The organism is Polaromonas sp. P1_G1, assembly GCF_056405595.1.
This window is the reverse complement of the sequence record NZ_JBFUBU010000012.1, coordinates 1-13312: the sequence shown is the minus strand read 5'-3', so window position 1 is coordinate 13312 and position 13312 is coordinate 1. Positions and strand designations below refer to the sequence as shown.

The 13312-nt window shown below is 66.9% G+C and carries 11 protein-coding genes; 6 read left to right on the top strand and 5 right to left on the bottom strand.

The annotated features are described in order from the left end of the window. The first annotated feature begins 119 nt into the window (after positions 1-119). Together AC1D1Y_RS07930 and AC1D1Y_RS07925 are read left to right on the top strand one after the other, a co-directional pair. Entirely contained in the window at positions 120-1064 is a 945-nt protein-coding gene (locus AC1D1Y_RS07930; protein WP_477681858.1) for a LysR family transcriptional regulator, read from the top strand. A gap of 28 nt (positions 1065-1092) precedes the next feature. Beyond that, complete coding sequence (locus AC1D1Y_RS07925; RefSeq protein ID WP_477681857.1) at positions 1093-1329, top strand: hypothetical protein; 237 nt, start codon at positions 1093-1095, stop codon at positions 1327-1329. Between the two features lie 11 nt (positions 1330-1340). Here AC1D1Y_RS07925 and AC1D1Y_RS07920 read toward each other — a convergent pair whose 3' ends face one another. Then, positions 1341-2282, bottom strand: coding sequence for an AraC family transcriptional regulator (locus AC1D1Y_RS07920; RefSeq protein ID WP_477656057.1), 942 nt, complete (start codon positions 2280-2282; stop codon positions 1341-1343). Positions 2283-2473: 191 nt separating this feature from the next. On the opposite strand from AC1D1Y_RS07920, the gene AC1D1Y_RS07915 reads away from it, so the two are divergent. Continuing rightward, positions 2474-3502, top strand: coding sequence for an alpha/beta hydrolase (locus tag AC1D1Y_RS07915; RefSeq protein WP_477681856.1), 1029 nt, complete (start codon positions 2474-2476; stop codon positions 3500-3502). A 21-nt stretch (positions 3503-3523) separates the two neighbouring features. Here AC1D1Y_RS07915 and AC1D1Y_RS07910 read toward each other — a convergent pair whose 3' ends face one another. The 3 genes from AC1D1Y_RS07910 to AC1D1Y_RS07900 all read right to left on the bottom strand — a co-directional run bounded on the left by AC1D1Y_RS07910 (position 3524) and on the right by AC1D1Y_RS07900 (position 8942). Continuing rightward, entirely contained in the window at positions 3524-7798 is a 4275-nt protein-coding gene (locus tag AC1D1Y_RS07910; protein WP_477681855.1) for an Lhr family helicase, read from the bottom strand. Positions 7799-7866: 68 nt separating this feature from the next. Then, a complete protein-coding gene (locus AC1D1Y_RS07905) occupies positions 7867-8808 on the bottom strand; it encodes a LysR family transcriptional regulator (protein ID WP_477681854.1) in 942 nt (313 codons plus the stop codon). Next, positions 8805-8942, bottom strand: coding sequence for a hypothetical protein (locus AC1D1Y_RS07900; RefSeq protein ID WP_477681853.1), 138 nt, complete (start codon positions 8940-8942; stop codon positions 8805-8807). Before AC1D1Y_RS07900 ends, AC1D1Y_RS07905 begins: the two co-directional genes overlap by 4 nt. Between AC1D1Y_RS07900 and AC1D1Y_RS07895 the strand changes: the two genes are divergently transcribed. Genes AC1D1Y_RS07895 through AC1D1Y_RS07885 form a run of 3 tightly spaced genes read left to right on the top strand, consistent with a single transcriptional unit; the run spans position 8941 to position 11866 of the window. Continuing rightward, the gene (locus AC1D1Y_RS07895; RefSeq protein ID WP_477681852.1) at positions 8941-10146 is read left to right on the top strand and encodes a pyridoxal phosphate-dependent aminotransferase; all 1206 of its coding nucleotides are present in this window, start codon (positions 8941-8943) and stop codon (positions 10144-10146) included. The two genes, AC1D1Y_RS07900 and AC1D1Y_RS07895, sit on opposite strands and share 2 nt — an antisense overlap. Positions 10147-10190: 44 nt before the next feature. Further along, entirely contained in the window at positions 10191-11171 is a 981-nt protein-coding gene (locus tag AC1D1Y_RS07890; protein WP_477681851.1) for a Bug family tripartite tricarboxylate transporter substrate binding protein, read from the top strand. Between the two features lie 2 nt (positions 11172-11173). Next, positions 11174-11866: an RraA family protein gene (locus AC1D1Y_RS07885; protein ID WP_477681850.1), complete on the top strand. Its 693-nt coding sequence runs from the start codon at positions 11174-11176 to the stop codon at positions 11864-11866. A gap of 14 nt (positions 11867-11880) precedes the next feature. Here AC1D1Y_RS07885 and AC1D1Y_RS07880 read toward each other — a convergent pair whose 3' ends face one another. Next, entirely contained in the window at positions 11881-12888 is a 1008-nt protein-coding gene (locus AC1D1Y_RS07880; protein ID WP_477681849.1) for a transporter, read from the bottom strand. Positions 12889-13312 lie beyond the last annotated feature (424 nt).

The following is a 13312-nucleotide window of genomic DNA, read 5'->3' as shown; positions in this document are numbered from 1 at the left end:
TGAATCGGCCCGTGGTTAACGATGAAGATACTGTAGGGCGCCGGGTCTTTCGGATAAACAGGCAAGCCTGTCCATCACTGTTCGTAGAATCCAAACAATCGATCACTATGGGGGCAGAGATGGACCGTTTCGATGCCATGCAGGCCTTCGCCCGCGTCGTGGAGGCGGGCAGCTTCACCAAGGCGGCCGAGACGCTGCACATGAGCAAGACCAGCGTGACACAGCTGGTGCAGCAGCTGGAGGCACGGCTGCGCGTGAAGCTGCTCAACCGCACTACGCGCCAGGTCAAGGTCACGGCCGATGGCGCGGCCTATTACGAGCGTGTGCTGCGCGTGCTGGCCGACGTGGACGATGCCGAGACCAGCCTGTCCGGCGCGTCGGCCTCGCCGCGGGGCCGGCTGCGGGTCGACGTGCCCAGCCCCCTGGCCCGCCTGATCCTGGTGCCGGCCCTGCCGGCCTTCCACGCGCGCTACCCCGAGATCCAGCTCGACATGGGCGTCAGCGACCGCATGGTGGACGTGATCGCCGACAACGTGGACTGCGTGGTGCGCGGCGGCGAACTGAGCGACCAGTCGCTGGTGGCCCGCAAGGTGGGCGACCTGCAACTCGGGGTGTATGCCGCACCGGACTACCTGGCGCGCGCCGGCACGCCCGCGCACCCGCGGGAGCTTGAGGACACGGAGCACCGCATCGTCGGCTTTCTGTGGGCGCGCACCGGCAAGGCCTTTCCCTATGCCATGCACAAGGGCGGCGAGAGCCTCAAGGTGCAGGGCCGCCACCTGTTTGCGTTCGACGACGGTAACGCCTACCTCGCGGCCGGCCTGGCGGGCCTGGGCGTGCTGTGGCTGCCGGACTATATGGCCAGGGAGCATGTGCTTCGCGGCGAGCTGCGGCCTTTGTTCGGGGACTGGCATCTTGATCCCATGCCGCTGTACGTGGCCTTCCCGCCAAACCGGCATGTCAGCGCCAAGCTGCGGGTGTTCATCGAGTGGGTGGCCGAACTGATGGCGCGGCACGCACCCGTCGCCGGCCCGCCGGCTAGCAAGACACGGACACCGCGTTAAATCAAATCATTCATTCAAGGAGCTTTCGATGGACATTCTTCGCCAAGCCCTGCTGCATATCCGCGCAGGGCGCTGGGATGAGGCGCACACCCTCGTGCAAAGTGATGAATCACAGACGGCCGCCTGGCTGCACGGCATCCTGCATGTCCAGGAAGGCGACCTGGGAAACGCCGAATACTGGTATGGCCAGGCAAAGCGGGATTTCAGCAGCCGCGGCACGCTTGAGGAAGAACTGGAGCGCTTTGAGGCCGGGCTGCCCCGATAAGCGCTTCGCCCTCAGGCACTGACGGCGGCCTGGCGGCGCAGCTCCGCGATGTCGCGTTTGGGCGGCGTGCCAAACAGCCGGCCGTACTCGCGGCTGAACTGCGACGGGCTTTCGTAGCCCACCTGGAATGAGGCGCTTGCCGCGTCCAGGTGCTCGTTGAGCATCAACCGCCTGGCTTCGTTGAGCCGCAGCCACTTCTGGTACTGCAAGGGGCTCATCGTGGTGAGCTGGCGAAAGTGGTGGTGAAAGGTCGGCGCGCTCATGTGCACGCGTCCTGCAAGTTCTTCAACACGCAGCGGCGAGGCGTAGTTCAGCTTGAGCCAGTCAATGGCCCTGGCAATCCTGTGGCCCTGGCTGTCCACCGAGGCGATCTGCCTCAAGAGTGCCGCCTGGTCGCTCAGCAACAGCCGGTAGTGGATCTCCCGCTGCACCAGCGGCGCAAGAACCGGCAGGGCCGCGGGTTCCTCCAGCAGGTCCACCAGGCGCTTGAACGGTTCAAGCAGGGCCGGCGTCACAGTGCCTATACCCACACTTTTGCCCGCGGAGCGATCCTTTACGGGCGGCAAGCCGCCCTGCGCGATCAGTTCCGCCAGCATGCGCAGGTCCAGCTTCAGCGCCAATCCCAGGCAAGGGTGTTTCGCGCTGGCCGAGATCACCGCCGAATTCGCGGGCAAGTCCAGCGAGGTGAGCAGAAAGCGGTCGGCGTTGTAGGGATAGGCCTCGCTGCCGACCACCAGCTGCTTGGCGCCTTGTGCGACCAGAACAATGCTGGGCTCGATCAGGCAAACCACGGGTGGCGAAGGCGCTTCACGGCGAAAGAAGCCCAGGTTGGCGATGGGCGTCGCGCAATCCCTCTTGCCGCCCGACCATGCCGAGATGCTGCGTGCCAGCGCCTCGTGCACAGAGCCCGGTGGCGCGGGGCGGTGCGGTCCCGTATCGTCTTTCAGTTTCATGGAGGCACTGTATCCCCAGCGTCCGGGCGATGTCCACAAAAACGCCGTGCCGCCAGAGGATCAGGCAAGAAAACCACCGGAATGCGCTACCGCATGGTGGTGTGAAACGCAAAAAATACCTGTACGCCGTTTGAGCGCAGTCATCGACAGGGCCGCGCCGGGTGTCGACTCTCAACCTTGAGAAATATTCAATGAAAAAACTGATCCTCATCCTGGCGCTTCTCGCCAGTTCATTCACTGCAACAGGAGCCAATATGCCCACCGGTGCCGACAACTTCTACACAAGCGACAAGGTGACCCTGCAAAAGGTCAGCTTCAAAAACCAGTACCACATGGACGTCGTGGGGAATCTTTTTGTCCCCAAGGGCATGGACCGCAATGCCAGAAATCCCGCGATCGTCGTCGGCCACCCCATGGGCGCGGTCAAGGAGCAAAGCTCCAATCTGTACGCGCAGAAGCTCGCCGAACAGGGTTTTGTGACGCTGGCCATAGACCTGTCTTTCTGGGGCGAAAGCGAAGGGTTTCCCCGCAACGCCGTCGCGCCGGAAATGTATTCCGAAGATTTCAGCGCAGCGGTGGACTTCTTGGGCACGCGGACTTTTGTGGACCGCAACCGGATTGGCGTGCTCGGGATCTGCGGCAGCGGCAGCTTTGCCGTCAGTGCGGCGAAGATCGACCCGCGCCTGAAAGCCATCGCAACCGTCAGCATGTATGACATGGGCGGAGTGACCCGCAACGGCCTCAAGCATTCGCAGTCAGTCGAACAGCGCAAGGAAATGATCGCCAAAGCCGCGGAACAGCGCTATGTGGAATTCATGGGCGGTGAAACCCGGTGGGGCAACTATCTSCCGGTGGAGCTTCCCAAGGACGCCGATCCCATCACGCGTGAGTTCCACGATTTTTACCGCACGCCGCGCGGCTGGGCCATCCCCGAAGGCCGGACCCTTGAGCTGACGCAGAACCGCGCCATTTCGACCGAGGTCAAGTTCGTCAACTTCTATCCCTTTAACGACATCGAGACGATCTCGCCGCGTCCCATGCTGTTCATCGCCGGTGCCGAAGCTCACTCCCGGGAGTTCAGCGAAGAGGCCTACAAGCTTGCTGGCCAACCCAAGGAACTGTTCATTGTTCCCGGCGCCGGCCACGTGGACCTGTATGACCGCGTGAATCTGATTCCGTTTGACAAGCTGGCTGCTTTCTACAAGGCCCATCTCAAGTAAGCCGGTCGCGGCCCCACTCTTCTAGCGGCGAACCAGCAGCTTCTTCATCTCCCACTGCGCAGCCGCATCAAGTTCCCGCAGGTAGCGGATCTCGCCGCCGCACTGCACGGCCACCGGCACGCCGGCTTCGAAGAGCAGGCGGTTGCCGGGCAGCCGCGGCACCTTGTCACCCGGCGTCAGGATGCCGGCGAGGTTCAAGGGGTCGACGGCCGAGATGGCGACCCGCTCATCCCCCGGCGTTTTGGCGATCCTGCGCAGGGCCGTGGCGGCTTCCGGCAGTGCGAACTGCTCGCCCGAAAAGCCGCTGACAAACCGGCCGCCGCGCACTTCGCCGCGCGCCTCCAGCCGGCGCAGCACGTAGAACAGCTCGCGCCACGGCGGCAGCCCGTCTTCGCGTTCCAGCAGCTTGCGGAACACCACACCATAGCGGCGCAGCAGCACGCGCGCGATGTGCTCCACGTGCGGTTCGGCCAGAGCGCCCGGCGCGGGCTCCAGCGGCCGCGGCCGCCGCGTCAGCGACCAGCGGCCCGCGTCTTCCATCGGGTCCAGCGCGCCGGGCCTGCGCCGCAGCTTGTTGCGTCTGTCTTCCGGCATCACCAGCGCGCGCAGCCCGGCGAAGGAATCGGACGTGGCCAGGCCGTGCGCGACCAGCTCGGCCAGCGCCTGTTCGGCCTGGGTGCCCAGCAGCCGCGCGTCATGCCGCAGGTCCGCAAAAAAGCTGGCCCCGTGTGTGCGCAACACTTCGAGCACCTGGCGCGCGGCGCTGGACAGCACCGGCTCAGCGCCCGCCGTGCCATCGCTTGCCGCCGCCGCGCCGGCCGCCTGCTGCCAGTGGGGCAGGGCGTCGCGCTCGCACAGCAGCACCGGCGTGCCGCGCACCGGCCCCGTCTTGCGGCCCGCCGCATCGCCGGCGTCCACCGGCCGCCACCAGGCCACGCGGCCCACGGCGCAGAGCTTGTCGAGCATGGCGGGCTGGTAGTGGCTGACGCGCGCCGCCAGCAGCTCCTCTTCCCAGGCCGCGGCCGGCGCCGCATAACCTTCAAGCTGGCGCAACACCTCGGCCAGCCCGCCTTCGCCTTCGCGGCGCTCGTCGCCTTCGCCAGTCTCCAGCTGATGCCAGCGGAACAGGAAACGCATGAACTGCGCCGGCGGCACCGGCTGGAACTCGGCGCGCAGTTTCTCGCGTGTGCCGCGGTGTATGCGCGCCAGCAGGCGCCGGTCGCACCACTCCTGCGCGCCGGCAGCGGTGAAGGCGCCGCGCATCACCGTGCCCTCGGCTTCAAGCTGCAGCAGGGCCGGCAGCATGGCGTCGGCGCTCATCTCCAGCGGCGCGCCCAGCGCCTGAGCCGTCACGGGGCCCAGCAGGTCCAGGCGCCCGCGCAGGATCTCGCGCAGCGCCGCATCAGCGTCGGGCCGCGCGCTGGATGTCGGTGTGATGGGCGGGGACAGCGCCGCGTCCGGGAAGACGGCGCGGAACTCGTGCAGGCGTTCCGCCGCGACGTAGATCTCTCCACCCGCCGGCAGGCCGAGCCGGGCTATGCGCTGCTGCTGTGCAAGTGATGCAATGAACTCGGGAAACGGCGCTTCATCGATGGTGAGGAAGCCATGCACCACCAGCGCGTCGTGCAGTTCGTCGGCGCTGCGGATGTCGGGCCTGGCGTCCTCGCGGACCTGCGCGATCACCTGCGGGTCGAGCTTGCCCATGTCTTGGGCCGTCTGCGGGTCCATCAGCGGCCGGGTGCTGACGGCCTTGGTGCGCCGCTCCTCGGCCGCGCCGCCGTCCAGGAAGGCATAGGGCCGGGCGTTCAGGATGGCATGCGCCAGCGGGGAGGGCGTGGCCAGGTCGCGTGTGCTGATGCGCACCTCGCCGGCCTCGATGTCGGCCAGCAGCCGCACAAAACCGTCGGCGTCCATGGTCTCGTTCAGGCAGTCGTGCAAGGTCTGCGCCACCAGCGGGTGCTCGGGAATCTCACGCTCGCCGACCAGGTTCTCGGCGCAGGCGAGCTGGTCCGGGAACACCACCGTCAGCAGGTCTTCCGCGTCGGAACGCTGGAACTGCGGCGGCACCTTGCGGCCGCCGTTCATGCGGCGCACCGCGAGAGAGGCGGTGGCGTTCCAGCGCCAGCGCGTGCCGAACATGGGCGCGTCCAGCAGCGCCTGCACCAGCACCTCGCGCGCGCTGGCCGTCTTCAGGTAGTGCCGCAGCTCTTCCAGCGCGAAGCTGTGCGTGGGGCCCAGCGACAGCACGATGCTGTCCTCCAGCGCGCTGGCCTGCAGCTCGAAGTTGAACTTGCGGCACATGCGTTTGCGCAGCGCCAGGCCCCAGGCCTTGTTGATGCGCGAGCCGTAAGGCGAATGGATCACCAGGTGCGTGTCGCCCACCTCGTCGAAAAAGCGCTCGAACACGATGTGGCGCCGGCTGGGCAGCACGCCGAGCGCGGCCTTGGAGGCCGCCAGGTAGAGCGCGAGCTGCTGCGCCGCGGCGGCGGGCAGGCGCAGATCTTCGCGCAGCCAGCGTTCGCAGGCCTGCACGCCGTCGTCGAGCAGCCTGTCGGCGGTCTCGCAGACGCGCGACACCGCCTCGCTGAGTTCGTCGGTTCGGCCCAGGCTTTCGCCGAGCCAGAAGGGCATGGAAGGCGGTTGCCCCCGGGCATCCTCCACCAACACCTTGCCGGTCTCCACCTTGGCGATGCGGTAAGACGCGTTGCCGAGCTGGAAGATGTCGCCCGGCAGGCTCTCGAAGGCGAAGTCCTCGTTGAGCGTGCCCACGCGGTGCCCGTCCGGCAGCAGCACCACCTCGTAGTCGAACTGGTCCGGGATCACGCCCGCATTGGTGACGGCCGCCATGCGCGCACCGCGGCGCGCGCGCAGCATGCGGTTGACGGCGTCGTAATGCAGGTAGGCGCCGCGCCGGCCCCGGCGCGTGCTGTAGCCGTCGGCCAGCATCTGCACCACCTGCTCGAATTCATGCAGCGTGAGTTCGCGGTAGGGCTGCGCGCGCCGCAGGCAGTCGTAGAGCGCGTCCAGCGGCCATTCGCGGCAGGCGGTCTCGGCGATGACATGCTGCGCCAGCGCGTCCAGCGGCTTGGCCGGCACGCGGATGCGGTCCAGCTCGCCGCGGTCCACCGCGGCCAGCAGGGCGGTGCATTCCAGCAGGTCGTCGAGCGCCAGCGGAAACAGCCGGCCCTTGGGGATCGCGCCTATGGCGTGCCCGGCGCGGCCCACGCGCTGCAGCAAGGCATTGATCGCGCGTGGTGAACCGATCTGGCACACCAGGTCGATGTCGCCGATGTCGATGCCCAGTTCCAGCGAACTGGTGGTCACCAGCGCCTTGAGTTCGCCCTGCTTGAGCCGCTGCTCGGCGTTCAGGCGGTGCTCGCGCGCCAGGCTGCCGTGGTGGGCGGTCACATGCTCCTCACCCAGCCGCTCGGCCAGGTGGCGCGCCACGCGTTCCGCGATGCGGCGCTGGTTCACGAAGATCAGCGTCGTGCGGTGCTGGGCCACCAGCTCGGTGAGCCGGTCGTAGAGCTCGTCCCAGACCTCGATCGGCATCACCGCGGTCAGCGGCGAGCGCGGCATCTCGATCGCCAGGTCGCGCTCGCGCACGTGGCCGGCGTCAATGATTTCAACAGGATCACTGCGTTGGCCGATCAGGAAACGCGCCATCTCGTCCAGCGGCTTCACGGTGGCCGACAGGCCTATGCGCACCGGCGGCTTCTCGCACAGCGCCTCCAGCCGTTCCAGCGACAGCATCAGGTGCGAGCCGCGCTTGACGCCGGCCACCGCGTGCAACTCGTCGACGATCACGCTTTTCACCGACTTCAGCATCGCGCGGCCCGAGTCCGAGCTCAGCAGGATGTACAGCGACTCCGGCGTGGTCACCAGGATGTGCGGCGGGGCTCGGCGCATGCGTTCGCGCTCGGCCGCCGGCGTGTCGCCCGTGCGCACCGCCGCGCGTATGCCGGGGTCGGGCAGGCCCATCGCGGCCAGCCCGGCCTGGATGCCGGCCAGCGGTTCTTCCAGGTTCTTGCGGATGTCGTTGGAGAGCGCCTTCAGCGGCGACACATACAGCACATGGACTTCGTTCGAAAGCCCTTTTTCGAGGCCCTCGCGTACCAGCTCGTCAATCGCCGACAGGAAGGCCGCCAGCGTCTTGCCCGAACCCGTGGGCGCGGCGATCAGCGCGTGGCGGCGCTGCGAGGTCACGGCCCATGCCTGGGCCTGGACCTCGGTGGCGCGGCCGAACCGGCCTTCTAGCCAGGCGGAAACGGCCGGGTGGAACGGAAGCTGGGACACCCCTGTATTTTCGGGGTTTTCGGCCCGGCGCAGGGCCGGTTCTGGGAGAGCCCCGCCATGGAAAAGGGCTACGTTGCGCGGCGCCTGGCAGGGGCCGCGCCCTTCTCATGAAGGCCGGAGCGGCGCGAAAAATCGCAGCTCGCGATGGCCAGCTGGACAACCATGTCCATCGCGGGGCTGAAGTTGTCGCTGTGGTAGACCGCGCTGTACACCATGGGCGGCGGCATGGGGTCACTGCGCACGATGCGCAGCAAGCCCTTGTCGATGTCCGGCTGCATGTACTCCAGGGCCATCTGGCTGATGCCGAAGCCGCTGATGGTGAGCTCCCTGAGCACCGTGGTGCTGTTGGTGGCGAAGACCTTGTTGAACTTGAAACCGTGCTGCGCCAGCCAGGCCTCGTAAAACTTGTTCTTCGCCGCGCCGGTTGACTGCTCCAGCACCGGGTAGCGCGCGAACTCCTCGGGCTTGAGCGCGCGTTTGGGCATCTTGAGGCTGGGGCTGGCCATCCAGAGGTCCTCGACCTGCGCCACCTTGACCGTGGTGAACTGCTTGCCCCAGTAGACGCCGGGCATGATGGCCAGGTCTATCTTGTGCGACTCCAGGCTCTGGAACAGGTGCAGGCCGGCGTCGACGACGGGCTCGAGCATGAGCTTGGGGTGCAGCTCCTGCAGGCGCTTGATGAAACCCGTGAGCCAGGTCAGCGCGATCAGCTCGGTCACACCGATGCGGAAGGTGCCCTCCAGGGTCTGGTCGACGCTGACTTCGGTTTCTATGCGCAGCCTGAGCCTGAGCGTTTCCTCGGCCAGCGGCAGCAGGCGGCGCCCCACCGGCGTGAGCTCCAGCCCTTTGGACTTGCGGTGCAGCACCGGCGCGCCCAGCACATCCTCGAGTTCCGCCAGGCGTTTGGAGATCGCCGACTGCGTGGTGTGAAGCTTCACGGCCGCGGCGCTGAAGCTCTGCAGCTTCGCGCTGAAGAAAAAGGCCTCGAGCTGTTTGAAGGTGAGGTTCATTCCCCGCCACTGTAGCGCAGCGCCGGGCGCCAGGAAAAAAAGGAATAGCTGTCCGCGCCGAATACTCGTTTGGCGATTTGCAGGCCGTGCCGGAAACTTGGCCGCATCGCAACAGGCATGAACTTTTTTCCCATGATCCAACTCGCCAGCCGCCTCAACCGCATCAAACCCTCGCCCAGCTCCATGGCCGGCCAGCGTGCCCGGGAGCTGCGCGCCCAGGGGCGCGACATCGTCGGCCTGACGGCGGGTGAGCCGGACTTTGAAACGCCGGAGCACATCAAGGAAGCCGCGACGCGCGCCATGGCCGCCGGCAAGACGCGCTACACCGACGTCGGCGGCACGCCCGAACTCAGGGAAGCGGTGTCGCGCAAGTTCAAGGCCGAAAATGGCCTGGACTACGGCGTGAACGAGATCATCGTCGGCACCGGCGCCAAGCAGGTGATCTTCAACGCGCTGATGTGCACGCTGGAGGCCGGCGACGAGGTGATCGTGCCCGCGCCTTACTGGGTGTCCTATCCCGACATCGCGCTGCTGGCCGACGGCGTGCCGGTGTTTGTGGACTGCCCCGAAGCCAAGGGCTTCAAGCTGCAGCCCGAAGACCTGGAGCGCGCCATCACCGGCAAGACGCGCTGGCTGGTCCTCAACTCGCCCAACAACCCCAGCGGTGCCACCTACACGCGGGACGAACTCGTGGCGCTCGCGCAGGTGCTGAATCGCCATCCGCACGTCTGGGTCATGACCGACGACATTTATGAACACCTGATTTACGACGGCCGCGCGTTCGCCACCATCGCCCAGGCCGCGCCCGAACTCAAAGACCGCACCCTGACCATCAACGGCGTCTCCAAGGCCTATGCGATGACGGGTTGGCGCATCGGCTACGGGGCAGGGCCGGCCGCGCTGATCAAGGCCATGGTCAAGCTGCAGTCGCAGAGCACCTCGGGCGCAAGCTCCATAGGCCAGGCCGCGGCCGTGGCCGCGCTGGCGGGTCCGCAGGATTTCATCGCCGTGAACCGGGGCGTGTTCCAGCAGCGGCGCGACACCGTCGTGGCCGCGCTCAACAAGATCGACGGCATACGCTGCCATGCACCCGAAGGCGCTTTTTATGTGTTCGCTTCGTGCGAGGCGCTGTTCGGCCTGCGCACGCCGGGCGGCGCGCGCATCGCGACCAGCGACGACTGGATCATGCATCTACTCGATGCGCAAAACCTGGCGGCCCTGCAAGGCAGCGCCTACGGTGTGCCCACGCACTTCCGGCTGTCCTTCGCCGCCAGCACTGAACACCTTCTTGAGGGCTGCCGCCGCATCGCGCAGGCCCGCGAGCAACTGGGCCGCTGAGCCGCCCTCCCATTTCTTTCGCCACTTCCCTGAATGGACGTTTTATGTACCTGAGAACATTCCTGACCCTGATGCCGTTGTTTGCCGCCATCGGGCCGCTGGTCAGCACCAGCGCCCTGGCCTCGGACGCCTTCCCGAGCAAGCCGGTCCGCATCCTGGTCGGTTTTTCACCGGGCGGCTCCAACGACATCGTGGCCCGGCTGATCGCACCCAAGCTGTCGGAAGGTTTGGGCCAGCAGGTGGTCATCGACAACAAGCCCGGCGCGGGCGGCAACATCGCTGCCTCCGCGATGCTCAGCGCTCCGGCGGACGGCCACACGCTGATGATGTGCACCACCGGCACGCTGTCTATCCAGCCGCACCTGATCAAGGCGCCCTTCAACCCCGAGACCGACCTGCTTCCCGTCACCCAGATCGCCAACGCACCCTACCTGCTGCTGGTGAACGCCGCCTTGCCGGTCAAGGACGTGAAGGAGCTTGTCGCCTATGCCAAGGCCAAGCCCGGCATCATCAATTTTGCGTCCTCGGGCAACGGCACGGGCGGCCACCTGGCCGGCGAGATGCTGAAAGCGCGCGCCGGCATCGACATCGTCCACGTCCCCTACAAAGGCACGGGTCAGGCCATGACCGACCTGCTGGCCGGGCAGGTCTCCATGATCTTCGACCAGCCGGTGAGCTCCATGCCTTACGCGCAGTCCGGCAAGCTGCGCATCCTTGCCGTGGCCAGCCCGCGCCGGCTGCCGGCGCTGCCCGACGTGCCCACCGTGGCGGAATCGGGAATCCCGGCTTTCGACCCCGTCACCTGGACCGGGCTATGCGCCGCCAAGGGCACGCCTGCCGCCGCGATCGAACGCATGCAGCGCGAGGTCGCCAAGGTGCTGGCCATGCCCGAGATTTCGAAACGCCTGATCCAGGACGGCCTGGAGCCTGTCGGCAGCACGCCGCAGAAGTTCCGCGAATTCCTGGTGGCCGACAAACGCAAGTGGGGCGGCGTCATCAAAGAATCCAACGTCAAGGCGGATTGAGCATGAGCGCCACCCCTGTGCCCGACATCATCCGCGGCTTCGAACGCCTCCCGGCCGAGGTGGTTGCCAGCGCCGCGCGCTTCCAGCCCGCCATCCTGGCCGACGTGGCCGGCCGCCGCGGCGCGCTGCACGGCCGCATCACGGCCCTGCACCCGTCCATGAAGTGCGCCGGCACGGCCGTCACCGTCGAGGTGCGGCCCGGCGACAACCTGATGATCCATGCCGCGATGGCGCTGGCCCAACCCGGCGACGTGCTGGTGGTGGACGCCAAGGCCGACCAGACCAGCGCCCTGATGGGCGAGATCATGATCAGCGCCTGCCGCAAGCTGGGGCTGGCGGGCGTGGTCATCGACGGCGCGGTGCGCGACAGCCTGGAGCTGCGCGAGATCGGCTTTCCGGTGTTCTCGGTGGGCACCAACCCGAACGGGCCGACCAAAAACATCGCGGGGCGCATCAACCATCCGGTGAGCGCCGGCGGCGTCACGGTGCGGCCCGGTGATTTTGTGACCGCCGACGCCGACGGCGTGGTGGTCGTGGAGCGCGAACGCATCGCGGCGCTGCTGCCGCTGGCCGAGAAAAAAGTCGCCGACGAAGCCAAACGCATCGCCGGTATCGCCCAGGGCCAGACCAGCGCGCCCTGGCTGGACGCCGCGCTGCGCAGCGCCGGTGTGCTGCGCGAGGGTGAGACGCTGTAGGCGCCCTCGCCGGGTTATTGCTTCTGCCGGTAAACGTACCAGGCTGCGAAGCCGGTGAAGACGCCGATGATCGCGACGATCACCATGAAGCCGTGCGGAGAGTCGGCCAGCGGGACGCCCCCCACGTTCATGCCCAGCAGGCCGGCCACGATGTTGATCGGCAGGGCCAGCACCGTCACCATGGTCAGGACGAAGACGCTGCGGTTGGTTTCCTCGCTGACCTGCGCGGCGATTTCTTCCTGCAGCAGCTTGATGCGTTCCTTGAGCTCCGACATGTCGCGTATGGTCAATGAAAACTCCTCGGTGGCCTGGCGCAGTTCCTCGAGGTCGCGCTCGCTGACCCAGGGCGGCGGCAGGCGCAGCAGGCGAAACAGGGCGCCGGGCTCGGGCGCCAGCAGCCGCTGCAGCCGCACCAGCACGCGGCGCAGCTTGCCCAGGTCGGCACGGCGGTTGTGCAGCCGGCCCACCAGGAATTTGTCTTCCACCACGTCCACCTGCACCGTCGCGTCGCGCACGATGCGCACCAGCACGTCGCCCTGCTCGCGCAGCAGGTGGTTCAGGAAGGACACCGAAGACTCCAGCGGCTTTTTGCCGTTCTTGACCGAATCGCGCAGGCGGTCTATGGAGCGCAGCGGGTGCGAGCGCGCGCTCAGCGCCATGTGCGGCCCCACGTTGAGCCACAGGCTGGCCATCTCCGCGGGGTCGAAGGCGAACTCGTAGGCCACGTCGTTGACCACGGCGATCAGCGTGTCGTGCGCGTCCTCGATGCGCGTGGAGCGCGAGCCCTCATGCAGCGCCTCGAAAAACTCCGGCACCGCGTTCAGGTGCTTGCGTATGCTGGCCTCCGCCGCCGCGTCGCTGAGGTTGAAGTGCAGCCAGACGAAGTCGGACTTTCCCTTGGGCGCCTCGCTCCTGAGCCAGGCCGCCGCCTCCATCAGGTCCACCGGCACGCCGGGCGCGCCGTTTTCAAAGCGGTAGCCGCAGAGCAGGCCGGTCTTGTCGGCGCCGTAGGTGATGTCCATTCAGGGGAGGGGGGAGGGGCTTGAGGTCAGTGGCGGAGCAGGAACGGCTTCCGGGAGAGGTCCCACAGTGTGTCGCCTGTTCATGACGGTTCAGTGACAGCCGGAGCCTCTATGCTCTGGATCAGCTCGGGTCTTGCTCCGGCGGTGTGCGCTCTTCTGAGTTTTGCTGGCCGGGGGTAGCCCGGCAGCTACTCACTTTTCTTTTGCTTCGCCAAAAGAAAAKTAAGCAAAAGAAAAGGCGACCCTGGTTGCTGCGTCCCTGCGCTTCGCTGCGGGCAACCTGCGGTGCTCGGTCCAGACGGGGTCTCGCTAAACTCGCTTCGCTCAAACAACGCGATCCCTGATCCGTCTGGACCTCCGCTCCTCGGCGCATCCACAAGGGGTGGGGAAGGAATACCAATACCGAATACCTGAAGAAACAAGG

What these genes read in the sequence shown, in the direction of transcription:
- AC1D1Y_RS07930 (WP_477681858.1), top strand. Translation starts at nt 120, where the DNA reads ATGGACCGTTTCGATGCCATGCAGGCCTTCGCCCGCGTCGTGGAGGCG.
- AC1D1Y_RS07925 (WP_477681857.1), top strand. Translation starts at nt 1,093, where the DNA reads ATGGACATTCTTCGCCAAGCCCTGCTGCATATCCGCGCAGGGCGCTGG.
- AC1D1Y_RS07920 (WP_477656057.1), bottom strand. Translation starts at nt 2,282, where the DNA reads ATGAAACTGAAAGACGATACGGGACCGCACCGCCCCGCGCCACCGGGC.
- AC1D1Y_RS07905 (WP_477681854.1), bottom strand. Translation starts at nt 8,808, where the DNA reads ATGAACCTCACCTTCAAACAGCTCGAGGCCTTTTTCTTCAGCGCGAAG.
- AC1D1Y_RS07895 (WP_477681852.1), top strand. Translation starts at nt 8,941, where the DNA reads ATGATCCAACTCGCCAGCCGCCTCAACCGCATCAAACCCTCGCCCAGC.
- AC1D1Y_RS07900 (WP_477681853.1), bottom strand. Translation starts at nt 8,942, where the DNA reads ATGGGAAAAAAGTTCATGCCTGTTGCGATGCGGCCAAGTTTCCGGCAC.
- AC1D1Y_RS07890 (WP_477681851.1), top strand. Translation starts at nt 10,191, where the DNA reads ATGTACCTGAGAACATTCCTGACCCTGATGCCGTTGTTTGCCGCCATC.
- AC1D1Y_RS07885 (WP_477681850.1), top strand. Translation starts at nt 11,174, where the DNA reads ATGAGCGCCACCCCTGTGCCCGACATCATCCGCGGCTTCGAACGCCTC.
- AC1D1Y_RS07880 (WP_477681849.1), bottom strand. Translation starts at nt 12,888, where the DNA reads ATGGACATCACCTACGGCGCCGACAAGACCGGCCTGCTCTGCGGCTAC.